Source organism: Puia sp. P3, from assembly GCF_050632245.1.
In the GTDB taxonomy this organism is placed as follows: domain Bacteria; phylum Bacteroidota; class Bacteroidia; order Chitinophagales; family Chitinophagaceae; genus Puia.
In genome coordinates this window covers 6,848,922-6,873,822 of record NZ_CP192583.1, presented here as the reverse complement: position 1 = coordinate 6,873,822, position 24,901 = coordinate 6,848,922, and the positions used below count along the sequence as shown (strand labels likewise).

The following is a 24,901-nucleotide window of genomic DNA, read 5'->3' as shown; positions in this document are numbered from 1 at the left end:
TTCTCGTGCTGTTCTCCTTTATCCATTTCGGCTGCTGGATCGAGTACGAGAAGATCATGGTCCTTATCGATAAGGACTACGCGAATATCTCCGCCCTGCACCGCTATAGCGTGATCATTGCGGGCTGGTGCCTGATGCTGTACTTCGGCAACGGCGGCTTTAGTATCGGTGGGGTATACCTGCACGATATCGCGTGGTGGGGCTGCATGGGATTTCTCGCGCTGTTCGTTGTCGGCGAGGTCGCGCAGTACCGGACCATCAACTTCAATAATATCGGCCGTTCGGCGCTGGGACTGCTTTATATATCTCTTTCCCTCGCGCTGCTCACTTATCTGCGCACGCTGCTGTACCGCGCTCCCGCGCCCCCTTTCGCAGATCGCGTGCCCGTGCTGATGATCATCGGCGCGATCTGGATCAACGACACGATGGCCTATATCGTCGGCTCCCTCATCGGCAAACGGCCATTGTCTTCCATCTCACCAAAAAAGACATGGGAGGGCACCGTCGGCGGGGTCATCCTCTCCATCGTGGTGATGGGACTCATCGCGCGCAGCATTCACAATCCCGAAGGGTTTACCCTGTATTCCCCCATTCACTGGATGGCCGTCGCCGCAATCTGCGCCATCACGGGCACCGCCGGTGATCTGCTCGAAAGCAAGCTCAAAAGGATGGCGGGCGTCAAAGACAGCGGCCAGATCATGCCGGGCCACGGAGGTTTTTTGGATCGGTTCGATTCCCTGCTGATCGCAACCCCTTTCGCATGGTGCTATCTGGTATGGGTCATCGGCTGAGCCCGCTGCTGCGAATGCTGCCTCACCATCGGCTGACCCCGCGGCCTTTGGACCCCTTCCATGGCGCGATGACCGAAGAAATCCTTATTTTTGGCGGATGAAAATCCACAGAGAAGGCTATAAGTCCATTGCTATCGGCGCGTTGACTTTTGCCGTGATCAACCTGCTCTCCTTTTATTTTATCAGCGCGCATGAGGCCTGGCTTACCGGTATCATCTTTATTCTGACACTGGGGGTATTGCTTTTCCTGATCTCTTTTTTCAGAGTGCCCAATCGCAAACTGACGACCGGCGACAACGAGATCATTTGTCCGGCCGATGGGAAAGTAGTGGTCATCGAGGAAATGGTCGACGAAGAATATTTCAGGGACAAGCGGCTGCAGGTCTCTATTTTCATGAGTCCCGCCAATGTACACCAGAACCGCAACGCGGTCGGCGGCGAAGTGGCTTACAGCCGGTATCACAAGGGAAAATATCTCGTGGCATGGCACCCCAAATCCTCCACCGAGAACGAACGTCACAGCGTTGTCATCCGGAACCCGCACGGCGAGATACTGATAAAACAGATCGCCGGTGCACTGGCCCGCCGGATCGTCAATTATCTGCACGTAGGAGAGAAGGTCGAGCAGAGCGCAGAGATGGGTTTTATCAAATTCGGCTCCCGCGTCGACGTCCTGCTGCCTCCGGGAACCAAAGTGACGGTTCAGCTGAACCAGACCGTCCAGGGAGGAGTAACCGTTCTCGCCAAATGGAGTTAGTTCCGCCGCGCGTGAGCCATCCGTGAACCGCGGGCCCCACCCTAAAAAATCATTTCCAACTCTTTCAACGAACCCACCGTATAGGTGGGTTTTATTGTCGGTGCCACCCCCAGATGGTTGACATAGACCTGATCGATCCCCGCATTGATCGCGCCCTGTATATCAGCTTCGATGCTGTCTCCGATCATGATGCTTTCCGCTGGCACCGCCCCCGCCCTCAGAAACGCATATTCGAAGATCTCCTTCTGCGGCTTCAGACTATTCGATCCCTCCGACGTGATCACTTCCCGGAAATAGCCGCTCAGCCCCGAATTATACAGCTTGCTCTGCTGCACTTTTTCAAAACCGTTCGTGATCAGGTGCAACTGGTAGCCCTTATCGGTAAGGTAATTCAGGATCTCCAGCGTATAGGGAAAAAGGATATTCCGGTTGGGCAGCCCTTCGAGGAACTGCACGTCGAGGGTCCGGGCGAGGGTGTCGTCGCCGATCTTAAAGTCGAGAAGAGTGAGCCACATCCTCTTGACGCGCAGCTCGTCGACCTTTATAAAACCTTTCCGGTACCGGTCCCACAGCTTGTCATTGTGCGCGCTGTACCGCCGGTGAAACAGATCGAAATCGTCCACCCCTCTCGCGGCCAGGTCCAGCGAATGGTACAGCTGCTGCAGCGTCAGCCGGCTATTTGCCTCAAAATCCCACAGGGTATGGTCCAGGTCGAAGAAAAGGTGTTTATATTGCATGCCGCAAGTTAACAATTATGAACTGTATCATCACCGGAGCGTCAAAGGGACTGGGCAGGGCCGTTGCCGAAAAATTCGCGGCGGGCGGATACGACCTTTGCCTTTGCTCGCGCAACGCCGAAATACTTTCCGCCGCCCAGGACGAGCTTAGCTCCCGCTACCCGTCGGTTACCATCCGGGCCGCGGCATTCGATCTGGCGGTAAAAGAGCAGGTGCAGGCTTTTGGCAACTGGATCCTCGGTCTGGGAATTTCTGTGGACGTACTGGTGAACAATGCCGGACAGTTCATTCCGGGCGGCGTTTACGACGAACCCGACGGCGCCCTGGAAAAAATGATCGCCGTCAATCTGTACAGCGCCTATCACCTCACCCGAATGCTCCTGCCAGGGATGATGGCCCAACGAAAAGGGCACGTCTTCAATATGTGCTCCGTAGCCTCCTTCAAGGCCTATCCCAACGGTGGGGCCTACAGTATCAGCAAGTTCGCCCTGGCGGGTTTCTCCGCCAACCTCCGGGAAGAGATGAAGCCACACGGGGTCAAGGTAACCACGGTCTATCCCGGCGCCGCCTACACCGACTCATGGGCGGGAAGTGGCGTTGATCCTCAGCGCATAATGGAAGCAGCGGACGTGGCGGAGATGGTCTATACGGCCAGCCGGCTGTCACCTCAGGCTACGGTGGAAGAGATCCTGCTGCGGCCCCAATTGGGAGATCTTTAACATATTCAAGCTTTATATTTGTGTAGTGAGATATGAAGCCGGTAAGACCAATTAAATCAACCGTTATCGCCACAGTTGTACGCTCTTCGCTGTTTATCATGATAGCCCTGCTGCCCGGACTTTTTGCGTCCGGGCAGGTCAAGTTTACCACAGTGGTCAGCAGCCAGGACGTCGGACAAAAGGACTACCTGCAGCTGGAATACGTGGTCGAGAATGCGAAGCAGATAGACGAACTGACTCCTCCCAATTTCGCGGGTTTCAAGGTTGTACAGGGACCGATACAGTCCAGCGGCATGAGCATCGTCAATGGCGCGATGTCCCAGTACAAAGGACTTTCTTTCGTACTGCAGCCCGTCCGCACCGGTAAGTTTACCATCGGCGGCGCCTCTGCCACAGTGGATGGTCACCCGATGCGGTCCAATTCGGTAACGGTTAACGTTCACGCCGGCGGCAGCCCCGGAAATCAGGGCGGTGGCAGCCCCGGGGGTGGGAATCCATATATGCAGCCCTTTGGCGCCGATCCCTTCGGCCCGGCAGAGCCCCATGAAGTCGACCGCGACTACATACTCCGGCCCGGCGAAAATGTAAAGGAAAAGATCCGCAAAAACCTCTTTCTCAAAGTTCAGGTAGACAAGAACAGTTGTTTTGTCGGCGAGCCGATCGTCGCGACCTACAAACTATATACGCGGGTCAGCAGCGAATCCCGCATCACCAAACGACCCTCTCTCAACGGTTTCAGCGTCTATGATATGGTCGACCCCAGCTCGGACCCGGTATCCGTCGAGAAGCTTAACGGAAAGGCATATACCGTTCACATCATCCGCAAGACCCAGCTGATCCCGCTGCAGGCGGGCAATATCGACCTCGATCCGGTGGAGTGGAGAACACGGTTCATTTTGTCCGGGGCACGGGACATCAGGAGCATCACGGGGGCAGCCTTCAGGACATGCTCGACCAGATGATGGACGACAACAGCTATGGCCCGGAAGTGGAAGAGAACGTGACGCTGGATACCAAACCCGTAACGATCGCCGTCAAGCCTCTGCCGGAGACCAGACCCGCCACGTTCAACGGCGCCGTCGGCGATTTTTCGGTCGTGACCTCGCTGGGCAATAAGACCGTGGCGGCACAGGACGAAATGACCCTGCACGTCGTCGTAAAGGGCAGGGGGAACCTCCCGATGGTTACCGCCCCCACGGTCAACTGGCCAACGGGTTTTGAATCCTTTGAACCTACAGCAAAGGAGGACATCAATAAAACCGTAGCACCCATCAGCGGCTCAAAGTCCTTCGACTATGTTTTTACGGCAAAGGACCCCGGTCACTACACCATACCCGCGGTGAGTTTTTCTTATTTCGATCCCGCCAGCCAGACCTATAAATCGGCCAGCGCGGAGCCCCAGGATATTCAGGTGACGCCCGCCGTTAGAAAGGGCCATTCTTCTCCTGCGTCCGGCGCCGTCGCAGCCATCGGAACCCAGCCAACCCTGACGGACCGGGTCGGAAGTTTCGTCCAGGCCCACCTCGAATGGATCTTCGCCGTCATTCTTATTTCCGGGGTTGCGGTCTATTTCTGGCGGCAGAATCAGCGCCTGAAGAAGAAGACCCCCGCCGAAAAGAAGGCGGAGCCGGCAAAGGCAGAAGCGCCAATGAATGCGTCGCGCGGAAATGCGCCAATTGCGCCCTGGGAGGCCGCACAGGCCGCCGAGCGCGAGCGGCAGGCTCTGGAGAAGGCGACCGCGCCCGATACGCCAGGAATGGCCAGCAACAGCTATGTGCCCGCTGCTCCCGCTGTCGATCCGCTGCAGGACGCCCGACGCTCGCTGGAAGAGGCCGACCCGAAAGGTTTTTACCGCGAGGTGAACAGGGCCGTCTGGAAAGCAATTGCAAGAAAGCTAAACCTGCCGGCCAGCGAGCTCAACAAGCAAAATACTATCCGCCAGCTACAGATAAGAGGCTGGGACGAAACGGCAATTATTTCTCTGGAGAATATCCTCAGCGAGTGCGAGATGAATCTTTATACCCCCGCATACGACCGGTATAATATGCAGCAGTTGCTGCGACAGGCGGAGTGGATGGTCGACAGACTAGCCTAAAGGAGCCACGGGCCACGGGTAAAATGCTACTCCGTGTATTTATAGCCCACCCCTAACGGAATGAAAATATTTGGGATGACGGCTGTCCTCTTCGAAGTATTTCCTGAAATTCAACACGAAATTATCGATAGTCCGGGTAGTGGGATAGACGTTATACCCCCAGACGGCCTGCAGGATCTTTTCCCGCGTGACCACTTCGTTCCTGTTCTCTATAAGCAGCTTTAGGAGCATCGCCTCCTTCTTGCTCAGCTGGATGCGTTCGCCGTCCTTTGTCGTGGCTTCCTGCGCCTTAAAGTCGATGGTGTTCCTTCCAAAACTATAGACGTCGCCGAAACTATCTTTTTCCTGCATCTTCTTATTCTTCTCGATCAGCTTGTGGATGCGGAGCAGCAGTTCTTCGAGGTTGAAGGGTTTGGTGAGGTAGTCGTCCGCTCCCTTTTTCAGACCCAGCACGCGGTCGGCGCTGGCATTCTTCGCGCTGAGGATAAGTATGGGCACGTCGTTGTTCTGCACCCGGATGGTCTCGGCGATGCTGATGCCGTCTATCCCTGGCAGCATCACGTCCAGGATGATGAGGTCAAAATATTCCGTCTGAATCGCCTTCAGCGCCTGGGTGCCGTCGAATGCCGACGTGATCTCATAGCCTTCCAGCTCGAGGTTCAGCTTTAGTGCTTCGTGAAGGTTCTCTTCGTCCTCTACCAGTAAGATGGTTTTTTTTGAGCTCATGGCTAAAATATTACCGTAAAAATACTCCCAACGGGCGAATTGTCCGTCACTTTAAGAGTTGCTTTGTGGTCTTCGGCTATTTTCCGGCACAGATAGAGCCCTAGTCCGGTACCTTTTGTCCTCCGGGTAGTCTCCTGACCGGCACGATAGAATTTGGCAAAGATCTTTTTCTTCTCCTCATCGGGTATCCCCTGTCCTTCATCCTTTACCGACAAATGGGTGTGACGGCCTTTTTTCGCCAGTTCGACGGTGATCACCCCTTCCCGGGGAGAATATTTGATCGCGTTCTCGACGAGATTGTTGACCAGCATCTGGAGGAGCATATGGTCACCGACGACGCTGATTTCGGGCTGGAGCTGCTCGTCCCAGCGGCGTTCGGGAAAGCGCACCCGGTAGTCATGCACCGAGTGCCCGACGAGGGCGGAGAGGTCGAGCGGCTCTTTGGTCTGGACGTAGTCGCCCACTTCCAGTTGCGATGCGACGAGGATATTACTGGCGAGTGTGTCCAGCCGGTTGGTCTCCTGGAGCGCCGCCTGGATCATTTTTTGCTGTTTCGCTTCGTCCAGTTTGTGCTTCTGCAGGGTCTCCAGATTCAGCTTGGTAACGGCGATGGGTGTTTTAAGTTCGTGCGTAACGGCCATCATGAAGTTCTGCTGCTGCAGCTGCAGACGTATCTGGCGCCGCACTTCCCGGTAGACGAAGATAGCTCCGATGACGATGAGCAGCAGGAATGTACTGCCTTCGCCGATGTACCCGGCTGTCTTCCGGTCCTGTTCTTTGAGGATGGCCTCCGCCCTGGCCAGGTAGTGCGGATCGTCCATGGTCGCGCTGCCGCAACCGGTATTCGGTCATCTGGTGATTGGTGGTCTGGAGGGCGATGAACCACCAGGCCAGCCCCGTAATGATATAGGCCAGAAGGATCCAGTAGACCGTGGTGGCGACTGCCAGTCGTTTTTTCTTGAATAACATAGTACCCCTGTTATGGGACCTTCTCGATACGGATACCGACGTTCAGGACGTTCTTCAGAGGATCGTCCCACATGATCTGCTCGAGGGTATAGGAATAAGTGCCCGGCCGGTTGAAGCGGGTCTGCTGCTGGATCCAGATCCGGTTTTCGAAGATGTCGTCCATTCCCGAACCCTTCCAGCCTTTTTCGTTGTCGGCGAGGGAGAGATCATAGCGTTCGCTCCTGCCGACGGTGTCTCCCGGCGTCTTTACCGTCCCTCTTATCCAGATATTGTTATAATTGTAGGCGTCGGTATGGCGTAAGACGATATAGACGTTGTAGAGACCCGCGGTGTCCCGCGGAGAGATCTCAAAATTGATGGTCGGTTTGAAGCTGCTCGCCCACTGCTGTCCCGGTACTACGACATTCTTTTCGAAGACGCCGGACGGTATGGAACAGGAAATCCAGCAGAGGCAGCCAGCGGCCGCGACAAGTAAAAGGATATTTTTCAAGAAGACGCGTTTATACAAAAATACTATAACACATTCAAAACCTGTTCTTTTGCTTTTTCGAGCTCGTCCTTCATCAACACCACGCACTGCTGGATGGTGGAATCGTATGCTTTTGAACCGGTCGTATTGATCTCGCGTCCGATCTCCTGGAGAATAAAGGATAGTTTTTTGCCCTTGCCTTCGTCCTGTCCGCCGAGGATGGACCTGAAATAGTCGCAAGTGGTTCTTCAGGCGGACCTGCTCTTCGCTGATGTCTATTTTCTCGATGTAGTAGATAAGCTCCTGCTCGAGGCGGTTGGGATCGTAGTTCTCTTTGCCGACATTGTCTTCCAGCAGTTTTTTAAGGCCTTCCCGGATCTTCTGCTGACGCAGGGGTTCCAGCTTGACGACCTCTTCCTGGTGTTTGAGGATGTTGTCGATCCGCAGGGTCAGGTCTTCTTCGAGAGAGGCGCCTTCGTTGAGCCGGTGTGCGTTGAGGTCGTCGATGGCTGAGAGGATGACCGTTTCGAATTCCTGCCACTCCTGGTCAGTCAGCGTGTCACTGGTCGGGGTGATCACTTCGGGTAACTTCACCAGGGTGGAAAGAATATTGGAGGGGTCTAGATTTAGTTCGTTGGAAAGGTCCGCCAGCGCCCGGTAATAGGCTTTGGCCAGGTCGGTATTGATGCTTACGGGTTTGGCGTTGCCGGTCCCCTTGAGGCTGATCGTGCAGTCCAGCGATCCCCGTCCCAGCTTGTCGGAGAGCAGCTTGCGGATAGTAAACTCGAAGGGTTTCAGAAAGGCGGGTAGTTTTAATTGCAGCTCGAACTGTTTTCCATTGAGTGACTTGATGTCTACCTGAAATGTCTTGTCTCCTACTGTCTGTTCTGCACGACCGAAGCCGGTCATCGATTTGAGCATATTGGTGAATTTGTGATGGAAAGTTAGTGATTCCTTTCGGCAAACAGCAACGAATAGATATCCGCCTTTTTCAGCGACTTCATTTCTCCTGGATTCAGTTCCCCGACCGTGATGCCTTCTATCCGGTAACGGATCAGTCTCAGCGTCGGAAAACCGGCCTGCGCGGTCATTTTACGTACTTGCCGGTTCTTGCCCTCGCGCAGGATCATTTTGATCCAGCTTGTCGGTATCTGCGCCCGGTAGCGGATCGGCGGGAAGCGCTGCGGCACCGGCGGGTCTGCCGTCATCGCTGTGGCGGTACAGGGTTTGGTCCGATAGCTCTTGCCATCGATGGCGATCGTCACGCCCGTCTCCAGCTGGTGGAGGGCCCGGGCCGTGATGGCCCCCTCGACCTGTACCCAGTATTCCCGGTCGTGAGCGAATCGGGGATTCAGCAGCCGGTGGTTGAGGGCCGTGTCATTTGTCAGGATCAGGAGCCCTTCACTGTCGAAATCCAGCCGTCCGACGGGATAGACATCGGCCGGTACCGGGAAGAAATCCTTTAGTGTTTTTTTCCCTTCCTGAGAGGTGAACTGTGAGAGGACCTGAAAGGGTTTGTATATAACGTAGTACTGGTGCAAGTTTCAGCGAGTTGTTCTAAAGAAAAAGCCCGGTGCGAAACCGGGCTTTCAATATATGGATGGGTTAGTAAGTACCGGGAAATAAATTTCCCTACACAATATTAAAAATAATTTTCTCTATCTAAAAAAATTTTCCAACAAATTTTATTCACATTTTTTTGACCTGTGGAAAAGGGTGATGATTCACGGTCATCGGGAATGTAACTTCGCGGAAAATTTTGTCTATGCGATTTCCATCTCCTGTAGCGATCCAGTGGTTCAGTGAGTTCCTGGGCGCTGAGCTTATCGGCAATAAAAATGGTCAGGCTACGGGTATCAACGAGATACATAAAGTGGAGGAAGGCGATCTCGTATTCGTCGATCATCCCAAATACTATGATACCTGTCTGCACTCAGCCGCCACGTTCATCATCATCAACAAGGCTGTAGAAGTCCCGCCGGGTAAAGCGTTGCTGGTAGTGGACCAACCCTTCGAGGCCTATCTGAAGATCGTGGGGCATTTCCGGCCGTTCGAGCCGGCGACGAAGATGATCAGCGATACCGCGACCATCGGGGAGGGTACCTATCTCTATCCGAATGTCTTTGTCGGTCATCACGTGACCATCGGCAAGAACTGTTCGATCCACCCCGGCGTCACCATCCTCGACCACTGTGTCATCGGCGACAACGTGATCATCCAGGCCGGTACCGTCATCGGTTCGGACGCGTTCTATTACAACACAAAGAAAGACCGGCCCATGTGGTACAGGAAGATGGCCAGCTGCGGCCGCGTGGTGATCGAAGACAACGTCGAGATCGGAGCGGGCTGTACTGTCGACCGGGGGGTGAGCCACGATACGCGTATCGGCGCAGGAACCAAGATGGACAATATGATCCATATCGGTCACGACACGGTCACCGGTAAAAATTGCCTTTTCGCCGCCCAGGTCGGCATTGCAGGTGCAGTGGAGATCGGGAATGGCGTCATTCTCTGGGGACAGGTAGGCGTGAGCAAGACCCTTGCCATCGGCGACAACGCCGTCGTTTTCGCGCAGAGCGGGGTGCCGGCTTCCCTTGAAGGAGGGAAAACCTATTTCGGCACTCCCGCCGAAGACGCCCTGACAAAGAAGAAAGAGCTGGTCTGGATCAAGCGTATCCCCGAGCTCTGGAAGAAAGTGATGGGTTAACCCCCGTCCATTTATTGGGGCGGGTTATAGTCATAAGGCAACAGTTCAGCCAGTTTCTTCCATGCCCAGTAACCCATATTCGTTATCTCCGACTGGTCGTAGAAATAGCCGTTCTCCTGGATCACAAATCCGTTGGGGATATCCAGAGCCGATATCTGTACCTTGGTAGTAAGGGGGAATTTATTCTCCTGCAGGTATTTTTTATCCGGGAGCTGACCCGTAAAACTGATCCTCAGCCTTCCGGAAATATCGATCTGCGCGTCACCGCTGTCCACCGAGTAGATCTTCCCGCTGTAGGGGTCTTCGAGCGGTTTCATTTTTTTGTTGACGCTGTCGCTGACCTCCAGCACAAAACCTTCTGTCTGCAGCGTGCTGTCATACCAACTACGAAGAAAGTGCAGGCGCGAACCGACATAAGCGGTGTACCGGCTGTCCTTCCACGCCTCCTGCTGTTCGGGCGTGCCCTGTATCTCCTCGAACAAAGGGTACCCCGAGTAGGTACTGACATTGGTGTTGTATTCGTGGACAAAGGAATCCAGCTGGTAGTGGATCTTGTATCCTAGCGCACTATTGGTGATCTGCAGGTCTGCGGTGGCTTTTATGCGCAGCTTGTTGCGCTTCTTATAGAAATAGAATTTCAGGACCTCTTTATTGTCGAGGGTACAGCGCGCGGCATTGGGCGTAGTACCGATGAAATGGTCGAGGAAGAACTGCCCGTACTGGTTCCAGCCATCCGCGACTTCCGCACTGCCGGTGACCACGGCCTGTTCGAGGCTTTTGTCCTGCTCTTTCAGCTGGATACGGATAGTGTCGCTGTCCAGATGGTCCTTTCCGATCCGGAGGGACTGCGTTTCATACCCCGTATACGACACGATCAGGTCATATCCGCCATTCGCCAGCCGGAGATGAAATCCGCCATTCTCTTTGGAGAGCGTTCCTACCGTGGTGTTCTGACAGAATACCGAGGCTCCGGTGAGGGGCAGGCCGGTTTTGGCGTCGGTAACGATGCCGTCGATCGTAAAGGTCTTGTCCTGTGAAAAGACGGCGGTAGATAGAAGAAGAAAAAGAAGAGTGATGCCCGATTTCATGGATATCGTTTTGAGACAGTAAGGTAGTGACTGACGCGCGAATTTGAAAGCGAATCAAATTATTTAATCAACTGTTTTTTAATCCCGACAGATAGGATTCGCAGGCGGCCCGGATCGAAACGTCCAGCGGAGTGAACCGAAACCCAGGCAGCTGCCGGAGGATCTTGCTGTTGTCAAAAAAGGTCTTGCTCCGGGCTACTCTTGCACTCTCGCGCGTCAGTATGGAGGGCTGGCGGGTAAAGCTGCTCTTAAGTCCCGCCATGCGCCACGCGAGGCCCGCGAGAAAAGGGGTGGCTTCGCGGTGCGGACGCTTTTTCCCGAATCCGTCGGCCATGGTGTCGAACAACTTCCGGAAGGTCCAGTTGTCGCCGTTCAGGATATACCGTTCGGCCGTGACGTCGCTGTCCAGGAGACCGACGATCGCTTTCGCAGTATCGGTCACGTCGACGAATCCGTTGATCCCCTCGGTATACCAGGGGAACTCGTCGTATGCGGTGCGGAACAGCTTGCAGCTGCTATTGTTCCAATCGCCATAGCCGAGCATCGTGCTGGGGTTGACGATGACTGCCGGAAGGCCTCTCTCCGATGGCGCGCCATACCTCTATCTCTCCGTAATACTTGCTGATGGCGTAGTTGGTATTGTAGCGGCTGTCGGTCCATTTCTTTTCTTCCGTGACGCGTTCGCCATTGCCGGTGCGACCGAGTGCCGCGACGCTGCTCACGTAGATAAAGCGTTTGATATTGCTTTCCAGCGCGACGTTGACGACGTCTGCCGTGCCTTCGACGTTGGTCTTGAAAAGCAGTTTCCGTTCGCGGCCGGAGAAAGACACTTTTGCAGCGCAGTGAACTACCGCGTCGACACCTTCCATTGCCTCTCCGAGACCGACCACGTCGAGAATATCGGCAGACACCCAATCCACATTTGTCCGGACCTGCGCAGGGACAAAAACGGGCAGGTGGTCGCCGCGGCGGATGGCGCGCACGGCATATCCGTTGTCCAGCAGCTCTTTGATGAGATAAGCACCGAGAAATCCGGTGCCGCCAGTGACCAGTACCAGTCCTTTCAGATTATTGTTCATACCGATAATATCCTTTTCCTGTCTTTCTTCCGAGCGCACCCTGCCGCACCTGCGCCTCCTGGATAGAAGACGGCTTCAGTCGCTCAGGCCGGCCCATGGCTTCCCATACCGAACAGCTCACTGTATAATTGATGTCGTTACCGATCAGGTCCATCAGCCGGAAAGGGCCCATGCGGAAGCCCGTAGCCTCCATGATCCTATCGATCGTCACAAAGTCCGCCAGCCCTTCTTCCACCAGACGCAGCGCCTCAAGATAGTAGGGCCGCGCGACGTGGTTGACGATAAATCCGGGGGCGTCCTTACAGCTGACGGGTGTCTTGCCCATCTGCCGCGCGACGGCTATAAGCGTCTCTTTTGTCTTTTCGCTTGTCAGGGGAGTATGGACCACCTCGACCAGTTTCATGAGAGGGGCCGGGTTGAAGAAATGGAGGCCGGCAAATCTTTCGGGATACGGGATCTTTTCGGCGAGGGCGGTCAACGAAAGGGACGACGTGTTGCTCGCGAAAATGGTTTCGTGACCATTGATCTCCGCGAGCCTCATGAACAGCGCTCCCTTTATTTCCGGCTTCTCCACGATGGCTTCGATCACCAGGCCGGCCCGGCAGTCAGCAAGTTCGTCGCCCGAGTGATAGGAGAGCCGGCTGAGGGCGGCGGTTTGGTCCGCTGAAGAGATCTTATTCTTTTCCTTCAGGAGAACGAGACTTTTTTCGATGCCATCCCCGGCCTTCTGCACCATGGCTGCGTCTACGTCGTAAAGGAAGGTGGTATACCCTGCCATTGCAGCTACCTGGGCGATGCCGCTCCCCATGGTACCAGCTCCGCAAACACAGATTGTTTTTATCATAAGCAAGTCGGTTGATGCTACACCGCGCCGGTGAACTGTTTGAGGAACCGGACGTCGTTCTGCGAGTACAATCGCAGGTCGTTGATGCGGTATTTCAGCTGACAGATGCGCTCGATACCCATCCCGAAGGCAAACCCCGTGTATTTATTGCTGTCGATGCCAAAGTTGTCCAGCATTTTTGGATGGACCATGCCGCTCCCGAGGATCTCTACCCATCCGGTGTGTTTACAGACGGCACAGCCGCTGCCGCCGCAGATACGGCAGTTGATATCCATTTCCGCGCTGGGCTCGGTAAAAGGGAAATAGGATGGCCTAAAACGGATTTTGACGTCCTTCCCGAACAACTCCTGCACGAAGAAATAGAGCGTCTGTTTCAGGTCGGCGAACGAAACGTTCTCGTCGACATAGAGCCCTTCTGTCTGGTGGAAGAAACAATGCGCGCGGGCGCTGATGGTCTCGTTACGATACACGCGTCCCGGGCAGATGATCCTTATCGGAGGCTTCTGCTTCTCCATCGTTCGGGCCTGTACGCTGCTGGTGTGGGTGCGAAGCAGCCAGTCCGGATTCTGGTTGATATAGAACGTGTCCTGCATATCCCGGGCGGGATGGTTCTCGGGCAGGTTGAGCGCGGTGAAATTGTGCCAGTCGTCCTCGATCTCCGGACCTTCCGCCACGGAAAAGCCCAGCCGGCCAAAGATATGGACGATCTGGTCGCGTACGAGAGTGATGGGGTGGTGCGTGCCCAGGGGCAGGGCGTCACCTGGCAGACTGAGGTCGATAGCGGCTGATTTACCAGTCGCCGCTCCGCCAAGACTGTTCTTCCAGTCCTCGTATTTCCCTTCGGCCAGCTGCTTGAAGTCGTTGAGGACCTGACCAAACTCCTTTTTCTGGTCGCCCGGCACATTCTTCATTTCAGCAAAAAGGCCTTTTACGATCCCCTTTGTGCCGAGAAAACGAATGCGATATGCTTCCAGCGCTTCAGCGCCGTCAGGGACGACGGAAGATATTTCTTGTTTGTATTGCTCAATCTGTTGTAACAATTGGTCCATGTTCGCAAAGATACCTAGTTTTGCCCCAAAAACACCCATTTCATGTCGCCGAATCTGCATATAAGCGATTTTCTCAACCCGATAAGTCTCGCCGAAATCTCCCAGGATCAGGGGTATAAGGACGGCCAGATCGGGAAGCTTATCGATGCCTATGACGAGACCTTTCCGGACCTGTATGAGTCCGATCTGATACTCGTGGGTTGTGAAGAGGAAAGGGGGATCGGTCGCGACAGAAGGGAATCCGGAGGACCTGAAGCCATCCGGGAACAATTCTATCAGCTGTACTACTGGCATCCCGATATCCGGCTGGCGGATGCGGGAAATATTCGCAGCGGGGCAACCCTCAACGACACTTACGCGGCGCTGAAGACTGTCCTGCGGGAGCTGACAGGCATCGGCAAGACCGTCGTGATCCTGGGTGGCTCGCACGACCTCACTCTGGCCCAGTACTATACCTATTCCGACAAAAAACACATCATCGAGGCGACCTGCGTGGATGCGCTGATCGACCTCGATATCGAATCCCGCCACCGCAGCGAGAATTTTCTGATGGAGATGCTGACGGGCGAACCCAACTATATCCACCACTACAACCATATCGGTTTTCAGAGCTATTACGTGCACCCGCATATGCTGGAGACGATGGACAAGCTGCGGTTCGACTGCTTCCGGCTGGGCAGCGTAAAAGACAGTATCGAAGAGATGGAGCCGGTCATCCGCAACTCGCACCTCTTCAGTTTCGACATTTCCGCCATGGCCCACTCCTTTGCCCCGGCCAACCAGCTTTCGCCCAATGGATTCAACGGCGAAGAAGCCTGTATACTTATGCGTTATGCCGGCCTCAGCCCCAACGTGAATACCGTGGGCATCTACGGCTATATAAAGGGACGCGACCAGGGGACAGCTGACCGCCAAACAGATCAGCCACATGCTCTGGTACCTGATCGACGGGAAGAGCAAGGGGCGCAGGGAGGCCGCGCTGTCGGACCGGGACTTCTTTATCGAGTACCGTACGGCCTTTGCCGAGGTGGAGACGACCTTTCTCCAGAGCAAGAAGACCCAGCGTTGGTGGATGCAGCTGCCGGACAGCAAATACATCGCCTGTTCGTACAGGGACTACGTGCTGGCGAGCAGCAACGAGATCCCCGAGAGATGGCTGAGGGCGCAGGAGAGGGGGTAGACCGACCGTATATCCATCAGGGTTGGTATATTTGAACTAATTTTCCTTCAAAATAGGTCTCTCATGAGGTTGCATTCCCGGTTGGCCCCGGCCATTTTCCTTGGCTTTTATATTTTCCAGTCCTGTTCTCCGGCGCGTTCCGCGGGTTCCGCGGTGCCTGCGGGTTCCGCCGCGGCAGTCCCTGCTGGCGGCCCGTCCCTTCCGTCCGGAGTGGCGGCGGTACTGGATTCGATGCTGAAACAGCCTGGGCTGCGGCCGGCGCAGGTCGGGATCTGTCTTTATGACCCGGCCACCGCGACCTTCAAGGTCGACTACCAGGAGACAAATACTTTATGCCGGCGAGCAATACGAAACTATTCTCGCTGTACGCAGGGATGAAATACCTCGGGGATTCGCTGATAGGTATGCGTTATGTGGTGACGGATACAGCGCTCTTTATCTATCCGACGGGAGACCCCACGCTGCTTCATCCCGACTACCCCGATCAGCCCGTTATCCGCGTGCTGCAGGCCACCAAGCGGAATCTTTATATCACCTCCTACAACTGGAACGACAAGCCGCTGGGAAGGGGCTGGGCATGGGACGACTACAATGACGACTATATGCCCGAAAGGAGCGCATTTCCCGTTTATGGCAACCTCATCCGGTGGGTGCAGGACTCGGCTTCCGAGTCGGTCTATTCGATACCGGATATCAACTGGCCGGTGCGGTTCTCTGCCGATACCACCAAAAAGGCCTTTCACGTTCAGCGCGACTGGACCAGCAATGCCTTCGAGATCACCGAAGGAAAAGGCAGGACAAGGCAGCTGGACGTTCCCTCTATCACGGAGGGCGTCAATTCCGCGGCGCTGCTGCTGAAGGACACGGTCGGAAAGCCGGTGACCGTGAAGAAAGTATCGAACTCCGGCTGGACCTCGTATCCTCCGGTCAGCGCGATGACCAGTGCCCAGCTGGCGCAACTGCCAAAGTTGGTCTGGTACACTCCCGCCCCGTCGACTCGATGTTCCGGCCCATGATGTATAACAGCGACAACTTTTTCGCGGAACAGACGCTGCTGATGGTCAGCGATTCTCTTTTGGGGGAGATGAGCGACTCGCGCATCATCGATACGTTATTGAAGACCGATCTGAAGGGGCTTCCGCAGCGCCCCAACTGGGTAGATGGCTCGGGGCTCAGCCGCAACGACCTCTTTACGCCACAGGATTTTGTCTGGCTGCTCGATAAATTTCAGCGCGAGTTCGGACTCGACCGCATGAAAAGGATCCTGCCCACGGGCGGTACCGGGACCCTGTCGTCTTACTACCGTCAGGACAGCGGCTTTATATTTGCCAAGACCGGGAGCCTTTCCGGCGTGGTGGCGCTCAGCGGCTATCTGATCACGAAGAAGGGGCACCTTCTTTTATTTTCCATTCTGATCAACAACTACACGGGCAGCGGCGTGACGGTTCGCCGCCAGATGGAACAGCTGATCCATTCTTTCAGGGATAATTATTAACGGCCAAACAACTTTTCGACGTAGTCCGGCCTGAACTCGATAAAGGTCGGGTCCCCACCCGGTGTCACGTTGTGCTGCGTACACGCGAAGAGGTCGTTGACGAGGATGCGCATCTCTTTTTCGGAGAGTGCCGTATTGGGTTTTATGGCCTGCTGCCGGGCCATCGTCCGGATCAGTTTCTCCCGCCGGGAAAACCTGATCTCGCTCGTAAAATTCTTGTACTGTTCCAGCAAATTCTCGAGCGCCGCCCTGTCATCGCCGTGGCTGGTGTCCGCCGGCGTCCCCTGAATGATATAGCTGTCTTTGCCGAACGGCTCGATCGTATAACCCAGCTGGTTAAGATCGGGCAGCAGCTCGTTGAGCAGAATAGCGTCCGGCGCGGACAGCGGGAGCGTCGCGGGGAACAGACTTTTCTGGCTGGGTATCTGTTTGCCGACTGACGCCGCCTTATAGCGTTCGTACAGGATGCGTTCGTGGGCGGCCTGCTGGTGGATGATGATAAAGCTCCGCGTCGTCGGGGTGGAGATATAGGTTTTCAGCAGCTGCTGCGGCGGTGCGTCCTCGAGGGGCATGATCGGTTTGGCAGGGATATTACCCTGCAGGAGGGTGCCGCCGGAAGTAGGGGCCGCGCCCGTCTGCTCCCCCGTGGAGGAATCTTTTTGAATGGCTCCCGCCAGCGCACCCAGGTCCTGGTTCCCGGTATCGGTCCTGGCCTGCTTATCGGCCGGGGCTTCATAAAAGTCTTTCCAGTGACGGAGCTCACTCTTATTGGTGGGCTCTATAAAATGCGCCTGGTTCTTTTTGGTAAAGGTCTGATAGAGCGAGGACGAGGCGACCTCCGCCTTCTTTTCGTCGGATATCGGCTTGTTGACCGCATCCAGGCCCTGTATAGAGGGGTCCAGGTCGAAGTCCAGGGTTGGCGTGACGCTGAACTGGGCCAGCGCGTGTTTTACGGCTGCCTGGACGAAGGCATAGACGATCTTCTCATCCTCGAATTTTATCTCCTGCTTTGTCGGATGGACGTTGATATCGACCTGTTCGGGGTCGAGGTCGATGAACAGCACGTAGAGGGGAAACTCTCCTGCGGGATCATGTCCTTGTAGGCACTCATCACCGCGTGGTTCAGATAGGCGCTGCGTATAAATCTGTTGTTGACGAAGAAGTACTGATCCCCCCTGGTCTTTTTTGCCGTTTCCGGCTTACCGACGAAGCCATAGATGTTGAGATAGTCCGTGTTCTCCTGTACCGATACCAGCCGGGGCGCCTGCGAGCTGCCGAGGATCTGGACGATCCGTTGTTTCAGGCTTCCTTTTTCGAGGTGCATCACTTCCTGCCCGTTGCTGCTCAGGGAGAAGAAAATGGAAGGGAAGGAGAGCGCCACGCGGATGAACTCGTCGACGATATGGCGCATTTCCGCGGGGTTGCTTTTCAGGAAATTCCTCCGGGCGGGCACGTTGAAGAAGAGGTTTTTCATGGCGATGCTGCTGCCGGTGGGGAGGGCTGCCGGCTCCTGGCGGACGACGCGGCTGTTCTCTATTTCGATGCAGGTACCTGTCTCGTCCTCGGGTCTTCTCGTCTTCAGTTCGACCTGCGCCACGGCGGCTATGGATGCCAGCGCCTCGCCGCGGAAGCCCATCGTCCGGATATGGAAAAGATCGTCAATATTGCGGATCTTGGAGGTCGCGTGCCTTTCAAAAGCCATCCTGGCGTCCGTTTCGCTCATCCCCTTACCGTTGTCCACCACCTGTATCAACTGTTTGCCGGCGTCCTGTATGAAGAGACGGATCTCGGTAGCCCCGGCGTCGACGGCGTTCTCGAGCAGCTCCTTAACGGCGCTGGCGGGACGCTGGATCACTTCCCCTGCCGCGATCTGATTGGCGATGTTATCGGGCAATAATTGAATGATGTCTGGCAATTCTACCTTAATTTGTGTGCAATTTACGCCGAATATTATTAGCGGAACCGGACGGAGTCCAGTTCTTACGCGAGGCCAAAAGGCCGAGCGGACAGATATTAGAGATATTGCGGCAAAAAATTATATTTTTTTGGATATTTTTTGACACATTTTCCTTTATGAGAAAGTCGCTCCTTGTAACTGTCCCCTGGTTACTCTGGCCCTTAAAAACTATTCCCAGGAAACGAAGAGACCTACCGCCGATAGCTGGGTAGACAGCGTTTTCAAGACCCTTTCCCCCGACGAGAAGATTGCCCAGCTGATGGTCGTGCGGGGCTCCGGGATCGACGCTACGACCCGCCGCGCCGTGTTCTACGACCAGCAGGTGGAGGAAGCAGTACGAAAGTACAACGTGGGCGGGATCTGCATGTTTCAGGGGGGCCGCTGAGCCAGGCCGATCATATCAACTATTACCAGAGCATCACGCGTACGCCCATCCTTTTTTGTATCGACGCAGAGAACGGGCTCGGCATGCGTATGGACAGCGTCGGGGGTCTGCCGCGGCAGATGATGCTGGGAGCAACCAGCGATCCCGCGCTGATCCACCGGTATGGCCGGATGGTCGGCGCACAGTGCAGGCGCATCGGTATCCAGTGTCAACTACGCGCCGGTGGTCGACGTCAATAACAACCCCGACAATCCGGTAATTAACGACCGGTCCTTCGGCGAAGACAAATACAAAGTAGCCGAATACGGCGTCCAGTATGTTAAAGGGATGCAGGCCGAAGGCGTCATGGCCTGTGCCAAACACTTTCCGGGCCATGGTGACGTTGCGGTCGACTCCCATTTCGATCTGCCCGTCATCAACAAGAGCAAAAAACAACTGGACTCTCTTGAGCTTTATCCGTTTCGCCAGCTGTTCGACGCCGGTGTCGGCAGCGTGATGATCGCCCACCTGTATATCCCTGCCATCGACAATACGCCCAACAGGGCGACCTCGCTCTCTTATAATAACGTAACGAAACTGCTGCGCAAGCGGTTGCGCTATACCGGGATCAGCTTTACCGATGCGCTGGAAATGAAAGGCGTGTCGAAGTACTTTCCCGACGGCGACGCCTCAGTGCAGTCACTTATCGCGGGCAACGACATGCTCTGCCTGCCCGGAGACATAGGTCAGGCGCTGGAAAAGATCAGGGCCGCCATCAAGGACAAAAAGCTCAAATGGAAAGACATCGACGCGCGGGTCAAAAAAGTCCTGTATGCCAAGTACAACCTGGGACTGTCCGAATGGAAGCCTGTAAAGAAGGACCATTTGACCGCCGACCTCAACACGGGTATCACGGAAATTCGGCACGACGTGGCCGTGGATGCGCTGACCGTATTACGTGAGGACTCCTCCGTTTTTCCCCTTCGTTCCGCTTCGCAGAGCGAAGGCGGTGATGGGATCGACCTTGTGGGTACGGGGCTGACCGCTAGAAGAAAAAAGAGAAAAAGATCGCGTATATCGGAATGGGGCTGACAGAAGACAATGCCTTCAGCCGTCGCATGCAAAACGACTACAGCGCTCATGTCTATTTCTTTGACTACGACCTCGACAGCGCCAAGGCCGCCGCGGCACTGCAACTGCTGAGCGGCCGTTACGAGGCGGTGGTGATCGGCATGCACAACTACGCGCGGTTTCCCGCGCGCAACTTCGCGATCAGCCGCCCCGCTGCCTGGCTGCTGCACGAGCTGCAGCAGAAAGAAAAGGCGGTCACCTTTTTCTTTGGTAATCCCTATGCGATCAGGAATAGCTGCGACGCGCATACGCTGATCGCGTGCTACGAAGACGATTCCGTTACTCAGACCGTTGCCGCCGATCTTCTCAACGGCAAATTCATGGCGCGTGGCCGCCTGCCGGTGTCGGTATGCGACGAATGGAAGGCCGGAGCTGGCATCGTTCCGGCACGGGCGCTAAAGGATGTGTCACCCTCGGCGGTGGGGCTGGATTCGGTGAAGTTGGAAAAAATTGACGCGATCGCCAATGAAGCCGTCGGACAAAGGGCCGCACCGGGCTGCGTCGTGCTGGTGGCCAAAGACGGTAAGATTGCCTATGAAAAGGCCTTTGGATATATGACCTACGACCGGAAGGAGCCCGTCTATCCCGAGACCATCTATGATATGGCTTCCTGCACCAAGATCTGCGCGACGACCGTCAGCGTGATGAAGCTCTATGACGAGGGGCGCCTCGACTTGCAGAAAACGCTGGGCGACTATCTGCCCTGGGTGAAGGGAAGTGACAAGGATACGCTGCGGCTCTGGGATATCCTGCTACATCAGGCAGGGCTCGTACCTGACGTCGTTTTTTATAAAGAGATAGTCGATACGACGAAACAGCAGGATCCCTTTCCTGGCTTTTTTATGCCGACGCCCGATAGCACCCACGGGGTAAGGGTTGCCGACAAGATGTATTTGCGCAACGACTGGCGGGATACGATGAACCTGCGTATCGTTCAGAGCCATCTTTTGCCGCGAAAATACATCTACAGCGATAACGATTTCATTTTCCTCGGAATGATCGTAGAGGCGATCAGCGGGATGACCCTCGACCAGTACGTCAAAAAGACCTTCTATGATCCGCTGGGCATGACGGTCGCCGGATTCAAGCCGCGGCAGCGGTTCCCGTTGTGGCGTATAGCCCCAACGGCCGACGAGCCCATTTTTCGTCATCAGCTGATCCGTGGAGACGTACACGACCCCGGTGCGGCGATGTTTGGCGGCGTGGCAGGCCATGCCGGTTTGTTCAGCGATGCCTACGATCTCGCTGTTCTCGAGCAGATGCTTCTCAACGGTGGCAGCATGAACGGTATCACATTCTTTAAGCCATCGACAATCCAGCTCTTCACAGGCTATCACAGCGATATCAGCCGTCGCGGCCTCGGCTTCGACAAGCCGGAGAAAGACAACGCGCACCGCAAGGAGCCCTATCCCTGCCTCTCGGCTTCGCCGGCAACCTTTGGACATACCGGCTTCACGGGCACCTGCGTATGGGTGGACCCGAAGTATAATCTGATCTTTATCTTCCTTTCGAACCGCGTGAATCCTATTGAGAACAATCCGCGGTTGTCGGGTCTGAGTATACGCGGGAGGATCCAGGAGACGGTCTACCAGGCGATGGGCGTGGATGCAGGCGCATCTGCCGTAGCGCCGGTTCACGGGAAGAAAAAGAAGAAGAAGTAGACTCCCGCCCGGCGCCGCGGACAGAGAATGTAAGGGAGGCTGGCTTCCTCAGCCCGAATAACCTACTCCTTTATTTTCTCCACTATCTTCTTCAAATTTTTCTGATAATACTTACAGGCCGGCCTGAACGGGCACTGCTCACACTTCGGCGTACGGGCGACTACAGACATAGCGCCCGTGAAGTATTAGCCAGTGGTGCGCGATATGCACCTGCTCACGGGGAATGAACTGCAGCAGTTGTTTTTCGGCGGCCAGCGGCGTTTTGGCGTTCAGCGTGAGGCCAACTGCGCGGCGACGCGGAAGACGTGCGTGTCAACAGCCATATTGGGCTGGTTGTCGACGACGGAGGTGATGACATTGGCCGTCTTGCGGCCGACGCCGGGCAGCTCGATGAGTTCCTCAACGGTAAGAGGCACCTGGCCGTGGAATTTGTCCACGAGCATTTGAGCCATGCCGATGAGGTGTTTAGTCTTGTTGTTGGGGTATGAGATACTGCGCACCAGCGGGAACAGCTCGTCAAAACTGGCGCGCGCGAGGGACTCCGCGTCCGGGTATTGCCCGAAGATCGCCGGGGTCGTCATATTGACCCGCTTGTCCGTGCACTGAGCAGACAGGATAACAGCTACCAGCAGCTGGTAAGGGCTGTCATACAAGAGCTCTGTCTCTGCATCAGGATTGTGTTTGCTGAAGTAGTCCAGTACGAATTGATATCGTTCCTTTCTGGTCATCGGAGAATATTCAATGACCGCGAATTTACGAAATGCGCTCCGAAGATTCGCTTGCCAAAATTTTGCGAATCTTCGGCAATGCGTTAAAGTCCGTCCTTCGGACGAGGTCCTTCACAGGACCTCTTGTTGTCTGTTATGGAATACAATGGCGGCTTGGTACAACGATCAGTGATGTGATACGGTGGGTTCCTGTACGGCAGTCTTTCTCGCGTAGTCCATTACGCGCATGATAACTTCCATACGAGGTGCAACAGTAACCTTGTCCAGTTCGTTCGTCGAAGAGCGCAAAACTTCCAATTTTTCCCGAAGCATCCAGTCCTCCTTCAGGGCAGCATCAATTGCCGCCGTTAATTCCGGGAAGACTCTTTATACAAATACCGCAAAAGATCCTCCGGTGTAAAGAGTGTCATAGGCAAAACCATTTAATGTCCTAATAATGTCCGAAAGTAGTAAAAGTGAAACGTCCTCCTTAAAAACGGGATTTGGATTGGGATATTGTCCGTTATGAAATTATTATGAGCCTTTCTCAAGGCCTCCGGCCAGCCGGACGCAATATCCACTGTATTAGCTAAAAAGGGGCGGGAAAGTGCAAATGTCTGATTATCAGTGCTTGTTAGCGGTGTTTTCTTCCCGGATCAGAAAGAGGTCTTCGTTGTCCCGTTTCATAAGATATTTTTCACGGGCGTATTTTTCCAGCAGTGCCGGATTCGTCTTCAGCTGATCAAGCTCCTGTTTGGTAAGCGCGATCTGCTGCTCATAGTACTTTTTGCTCTGCTGAAGTTTCAACAACTCTCCCTTTTCCCTGAAATGGCTTGTAATGAAATCCCGGTTATCAAAGAACAGTATCCACACAGTAAATCCAACGCCTGTAAGGAGGTACTTGTTCTTGAGAAAAGGAGGGATATGTGTTAAAATTTTCATTATGTCCTGTCCCGGGAATGCAGCCGGGACGTATTTAGGGATCCGGAATTTGTGAACCGATCTCTTAAAAAAGGATCCCGGAGCGGTCGTTTACCACCAGTCCGGGACCTTAAGCTACAACTTATTTCTTGAATTTGATACGTCCTTTTGGATAAATAGCAACGTCAGACAGTTCTTCCTCGATGCGGAGCAACTGGTTGTACTTGGCCAGCCTGTCCGTACGGGAGGCGCTGCCGGTCTTGATCTGGCCACAGTTGAGGGCTACCGCCAGGTCCGCGATCGTAGTGTCCTCGGTCTCGCCGCTGCGATGGCTCATGATTGTTGTATAACCATGAGTCTGAGCTAGTTGTACTGCGTTGATCGTTTCCGTGATCGTACCGATCTGGTTGACCTTGATCAGAATGCTGTTGGCTACGCCGCGGTCGATACCTTTCTGCAGGATCTTGGTATTGGTCACGAACAGGTCGTCGCCGACAAGCTGAACCTTATTCCCGATGGCGTCTGTCAGCTTTTTCCAGCCGTCCCAGTCTTCTTCCGCCATTCCGTCCTCGATGGAGATGATGGGGTATTTGTTTACCCAGGAGGTCCAGTAATCCACCATCTGGTCGCTGGTCAGCTCTTTGCCGCTGCTCTTATAGAATTTGTATTTGCCGTCCTTGAACATTTCACTGCTGGCCGCGTCGAGGGCGATACCGATCTGGCTGCCTACCTTGTAGCCTGCTGCTTCGATAGCCGCGAGAACCGTTTCGATGGCTTCTTCGTTGCTCTGGATATCCGGGGCAAAGCCACCTTCATCGCCGACGTTGGTGCTATAACCTTTCTTCTTGAGAACGGATTTCAACTGGTGGAAGATCTCCACACCCCAGCGCAGGCCCTCGCTGAAGGTCTCGGCGCCGACGGGGACGATCATATATTCCCTGGTAGTCGATCTTGTTGTCTGCATGCACGCCGCCGTTGAGGATATTCATCAGGGGCATGGGCAGTATCGTGCCGTTGGTGCCGCCGAGGTAACGGTAGAGGGGCAACTTGCTTTCTTTAGCCGCCGCTTTAGCTGCAGCCATAGAGACAGCGAGCAGCGCGTTGGCGCCCAGCTTGCTTTTATTTTCGGTGCCGTCCATTTCGATAAGACGCGCGTCGAGCGAAGCCTGTTCGTTGACCGGGAAACCGATCAGCTGGTCGGCGATGATATCATTTACATTGGCCACTGCTTTCAGGACCCCTTTTCCGCCAAAGACATTTTTGTCACCATCCCTCAGCTCAACCGCTTCGTGGATACCGGTAGAAGCGCCACTGGGCACTGCGGCGCGGCCGCGATGGTTGTTTTCCGTAACGACGTCGACTTCGACGGTAGGATTACCCCGGCTGTCTAAGATCTGTCTTGCATGGATGTCGGCAATGTAGCTCATGTTGGTTCTTGGTTTTAATAATTACTTA

General features: G+C 54.9%; 29 protein-coding genes and 1 pseudogene. 13 read left to right on the top strand and 17 right to left on the bottom strand.

The features are described from left to right. Positions 1–5 precede the first annotated feature (5 nt). Positions 6–791, top strand: coding sequence for a phosphatidate cytidylyltransferase (locus ACQ86N_RS43390; protein ID WP_431212481.1), 786 nt, complete (start codon positions 6–8; stop codon positions 789–791). Between the two features lie 97 nt (positions 792–888). Beyond that, the gene (locus ACQ86N_RS43385) at positions 889–1,548 is read left to right on the top strand and encodes a phosphatidylserine decarboxylase family protein (RefSeq protein WP_431212480.1); all 660 of its coding nucleotides are present in this window, start codon (positions 889–891) and stop codon (positions 1,546–1,548) included. A 41-nt stretch (positions 1,549–1,589) separates the two neighbouring features. Here the strand turns inward: ACQ86N_RS43385 and ACQ86N_RS43380 are convergent, their stop codons facing one another. Next, a complete protein-coding gene (locus ACQ86N_RS43380) occupies positions 1,590–2,285 on the bottom strand; it encodes a YjjG family noncanonical pyrimidine nucleotidase (protein WP_431212479.1) in 696 nt (231 codons plus the stop codon). Between the two features lie 17 nt (positions 2,286–2,302). On the opposite strand from ACQ86N_RS43380, the gene ACQ86N_RS43375 reads away from it, so the two are divergent. The 3 genes from ACQ86N_RS43375 to ACQ86N_RS43365 are packed head-to-tail and all read left to right on the top strand — an operon-like array spanning position 2,303 to position 5,099. Beyond that, entirely contained in the window at positions 2,303–3,004 is a 702-nt protein-coding gene (locus tag ACQ86N_RS43375; protein WP_431212478.1) for an SDR family NAD(P)-dependent oxidoreductase, read from the top strand. Between the two features lie 32 nt (positions 3,005–3,036). Further along, on the top strand, positions 3,037–3,966 hold the full coding sequence (locus ACQ86N_RS43370; RefSeq protein ID WP_431212477.1) for a BatD family protein: 930 nt from the start codon (positions 3,037–3,039) through the stop codon (positions 3,964–3,966). Then, positions 3,882–5,099: a BatD family protein gene (locus ACQ86N_RS43365; protein WP_431212476.1), complete on the top strand. Its 1,218-nt coding sequence runs from the start codon at positions 3,882–3,884 to the stop codon at positions 5,097–5,099. Before ACQ86N_RS43370 ends, ACQ86N_RS43365 begins: the two co-directional genes overlap by 85 nt. Positions 5,100–5,138: 39 nt before the next feature. On the opposite strand, the gene ACQ86N_RS43360 is transcribed toward ACQ86N_RS43365, so the two are convergent. From ACQ86N_RS43360 to ACQ86N_RS43345, 4 genes are all read right to left on the bottom strand, one after another. Then, positions 5,139–5,825, bottom strand: a complete 687-nt coding sequence (locus tag ACQ86N_RS43360; RefSeq protein ID WP_431212475.1) for a response regulator transcription factor — start codon at positions 5,823–5,825, stop codon at positions 5,139–5,141. Positions 5,826–5,827: 2 nt separating this feature from the next. Next, on the bottom strand, positions 5,828–6,646 hold the full coding sequence (locus tag ACQ86N_RS43355; RefSeq protein ID WP_431212474.1) for a sensor histidine kinase: 819 nt from the start codon (positions 6,644–6,646) through the stop codon (positions 5,828–5,830). 158 nt (positions 6,647–6,804) lie between these two features. Continuing rightward, positions 6,805–8,184, bottom strand: a complete 1,380-nt coding sequence (gene gldH / locus ACQ86N_RS43350; RefSeq protein ID WP_431212473.1) for a gliding motility lipoprotein GldH — start codon at positions 8,182–8,184, stop codon at positions 6,805–6,807. Positions 8,185–8,207: 23 nt separating this feature from the next. Beyond that, positions 8,208–8,804, bottom strand: coding sequence for a pseudouridine synthase (locus ACQ86N_RS43345; RefSeq protein WP_431212472.1), 597 nt, complete (start codon positions 8,802–8,804; stop codon positions 8,208–8,210). A 224-nt stretch (positions 8,805–9,028) separates the two neighbouring features. On the opposite strand from ACQ86N_RS43345, the gene ACQ86N_RS43340 reads away from it, so the two are divergent. Next, the gene (locus ACQ86N_RS43340; protein ID WP_431212471.1) at positions 9,029–9,970 is read left to right on the top strand and encodes a UDP-3-O-(3-hydroxymyristoyl)glucosamine N-acyltransferase; all 942 of its coding nucleotides are present in this window, start codon (positions 9,029–9,031) and stop codon (positions 9,968–9,970) included. A gap of 11 nt (positions 9,971–9,981) precedes the next feature. Here ACQ86N_RS43340 and ACQ86N_RS43335 read toward each other — a convergent pair whose 3' ends face one another. The 5 genes from ACQ86N_RS43335 to pheS all read right to left on the bottom strand — a co-directional run bounded on the left by ACQ86N_RS43335 (position 9,982) and on the right by pheS (position 14,030). Further along, positions 9,982–11,058 (bottom strand): carboxypeptidase-like regulatory domain-containing protein, encoded by a 1,077-nt coding sequence (locus ACQ86N_RS43335; RefSeq protein ID WP_431212470.1) that lies wholly within the window; start codon positions 11,056–11,058, stop codon positions 9,982–9,984. 67 nt (positions 11,059–11,125) lie between these two features. After that, positions 11,126–11,602, bottom strand: a complete 477-nt coding sequence (locus ACQ86N_RS43330) for a hypothetical protein (RefSeq protein WP_431212469.1) — start codon at positions 11,600–11,602, stop codon at positions 11,126–11,128. Beyond that, on the bottom strand, positions 11,574–12,137 hold the full coding sequence (locus tag ACQ86N_RS43325; protein WP_431212468.1) for an NAD-dependent epimerase/dehydratase family protein: 564 nt from the start codon (positions 12,135–12,137) through the stop codon (positions 11,574–11,576). The genes ACQ86N_RS43330 and ACQ86N_RS43325 overlap by 29 nt, the downstream gene beginning before the upstream one ends. Beyond that, a complete protein-coding gene (locus tag ACQ86N_RS43320) occupies positions 12,127–12,981 on the bottom strand; it encodes a 3-hydroxyacyl-CoA dehydrogenase NAD-binding domain-containing protein (RefSeq protein ID WP_431212467.1) in 855 nt (284 codons plus the stop codon). Before ACQ86N_RS43320 ends, ACQ86N_RS43325 begins: the two co-directional genes overlap by 11 nt. A 17-nt stretch (positions 12,982–12,998) precedes the next feature. Further along, the gene (gene pheS / locus ACQ86N_RS43315; protein ID WP_431212466.1) at positions 12,999–14,030 is read right to left on the bottom strand and encodes a phenylalanine--tRNA ligase subunit alpha; all 1,032 of its coding nucleotides are present in this window, start codon (positions 14,028–14,030) and stop codon (positions 12,999–13,001) included. Positions 14,031–14,072: 42 nt separating this feature from the next. Here pheS and ACQ86N_RS43310 point away from each other — a divergent pair, with 42 nt between their 5' ends. The 4 genes from ACQ86N_RS43310 to ACQ86N_RS43295 are packed head-to-tail and all read left to right on the top strand — an operon-like array spanning position 14,073 to position 16,705. Continuing rightward, complete coding sequence (locus tag ACQ86N_RS43310) at positions 14,073–15,245, top strand: arginase family protein (RefSeq protein ID WP_431212465.1); 1,173 nt, start codon at positions 14,073–14,075, stop codon at positions 15,243–15,245. 28 nt (positions 15,246–15,273) lie between these two features. Then, positions 15,274–15,588, top strand: a complete 315-nt coding sequence (locus tag ACQ86N_RS43305; protein WP_431212464.1) for a hypothetical protein — start codon at positions 15,274–15,276, stop codon at positions 15,586–15,588. Continuing rightward, positions 15,543–16,226 (top strand): hypothetical protein, encoded by a 684-nt coding sequence (locus ACQ86N_RS43300; RefSeq protein ID WP_431212463.1) that lies wholly within the window; start codon positions 15,543–15,545, stop codon positions 16,224–16,226. The genes ACQ86N_RS43305 and ACQ86N_RS43300 overlap by 46 nt, the downstream gene beginning before the upstream one ends. Further along, positions 16,223–16,705: a D-alanyl-D-alanine carboxypeptidase gene (locus ACQ86N_RS43295; protein WP_431212462.1), complete on the top strand. Its 483-nt coding sequence runs from the start codon at positions 16,223–16,225 to the stop codon at positions 16,703–16,705. The genes ACQ86N_RS43300 and ACQ86N_RS43295 overlap by 4 nt, the downstream gene beginning before the upstream one ends. Here the strand turns inward: ACQ86N_RS43295 and ACQ86N_RS43290 are convergent. Both ACQ86N_RS43290 and mutL read right to left on the bottom strand, forming a co-directional pair. Continuing rightward, positions 16,702–17,277 carry a hypothetical protein gene (locus tag ACQ86N_RS43290; protein WP_431217835.1) on the bottom strand — a complete coding sequence of 192 codons (576 nt, stop codon included), beginning with the start codon at positions 17,275–17,277 and terminating at the stop codon, positions 16,702–16,704. The genes ACQ86N_RS43295 and ACQ86N_RS43290 overlap by 4 nt on opposite strands. A gap of 426 nt (positions 17,278–17,703) precedes the next feature. Then, positions 17,704–18,560: pseudogene (gene mutL / locus ACQ86N_RS43285) on the bottom strand (DNA mismatch repair endonuclease MutL); the annotation flags it as partial. A 570-nt stretch (positions 18,561–19,130) separates the two neighbouring features. Here mutL and ACQ86N_RS43280 point away from each other — a divergent pair. The 3 genes from ACQ86N_RS43280 to ACQ86N_RS43270 are packed head-to-tail and all read left to right on the top strand — an operon-like array spanning position 19,131 to position 21,818. Then, entirely contained in the window at positions 19,131–19,286 is a 156-nt protein-coding gene (locus tag ACQ86N_RS43280; RefSeq protein ID WP_431212461.1) for a hypothetical protein, read from the top strand. Then, entirely contained in the window at positions 19,270–20,118 is an 849-nt protein-coding gene (locus ACQ86N_RS43275; RefSeq protein ID WP_431212460.1) for a glycoside hydrolase family 3 protein, read from the top strand. Before ACQ86N_RS43280 ends, ACQ86N_RS43275 begins: the two co-directional genes overlap by 17 nt. Next, the gene (locus tag ACQ86N_RS43270; protein ID WP_431212459.1) at positions 20,109–21,818 is read left to right on the top strand and encodes a serine hydrolase domain-containing protein; all 1,710 of its coding nucleotides are present in this window, start codon (positions 20,109–20,111) and stop codon (positions 21,816–21,818) included. The genes ACQ86N_RS43275 and ACQ86N_RS43270 overlap by 10 nt, the downstream gene beginning before the upstream one ends. Positions 21,819–22,087: 269 nt before the next feature. Here ACQ86N_RS43270 and ACQ86N_RS43265 read toward each other — a convergent pair whose 3' ends face one another. The 5 genes from ACQ86N_RS43265 to ACQ86N_RS43245 all read right to left on the bottom strand — a co-directional run bounded on the left by ACQ86N_RS43265 (position 22,088) and on the right by ACQ86N_RS43245 (position 24,873). Continuing rightward, the gene (locus ACQ86N_RS43265) at positions 22,088–22,546 is read right to left on the bottom strand and encodes an endonuclease III domain-containing protein (protein WP_431212458.1); all 459 of its coding nucleotides are present in this window, start codon (positions 22,544–22,546) and stop codon (positions 22,088–22,090) included. 165 nt (positions 22,547–22,711) lie between these two features. Further along, entirely contained in the window at positions 22,712–22,834 is a 123-nt protein-coding gene (locus tag ACQ86N_RS43260; protein WP_431212457.1) for a hypothetical protein, read from the bottom strand. Positions 22,835–23,149: 315 nt separating this feature from the next. Then, positions 23,150–23,467: an FtsB family cell division protein gene (locus ACQ86N_RS43255; protein ID WP_431212456.1), complete on the bottom strand. Its 318-nt coding sequence runs from the start codon at positions 23,465–23,467 to the stop codon at positions 23,150–23,152. A 121-nt stretch (positions 23,468–23,588) separates the two neighbouring features. After that, the gene (gene eno / locus ACQ86N_RS43250) at positions 23,589–24,377 is read right to left on the bottom strand and encodes a phosphopyruvate hydratase (protein WP_431212455.1); all 789 of its coding nucleotides are present in this window, start codon (positions 24,375–24,377) and stop codon (positions 23,589–23,591) included. After that, a complete protein-coding gene (locus ACQ86N_RS43245) occupies positions 24,277–24,873 on the bottom strand; it encodes a hypothetical protein (RefSeq protein WP_431212454.1) in 597 nt (198 codons plus the stop codon). Before ACQ86N_RS43245 ends, eno begins: the two co-directional genes overlap by 101 nt. Positions 24,874–24,901 lie beyond the last annotated feature (28 nt).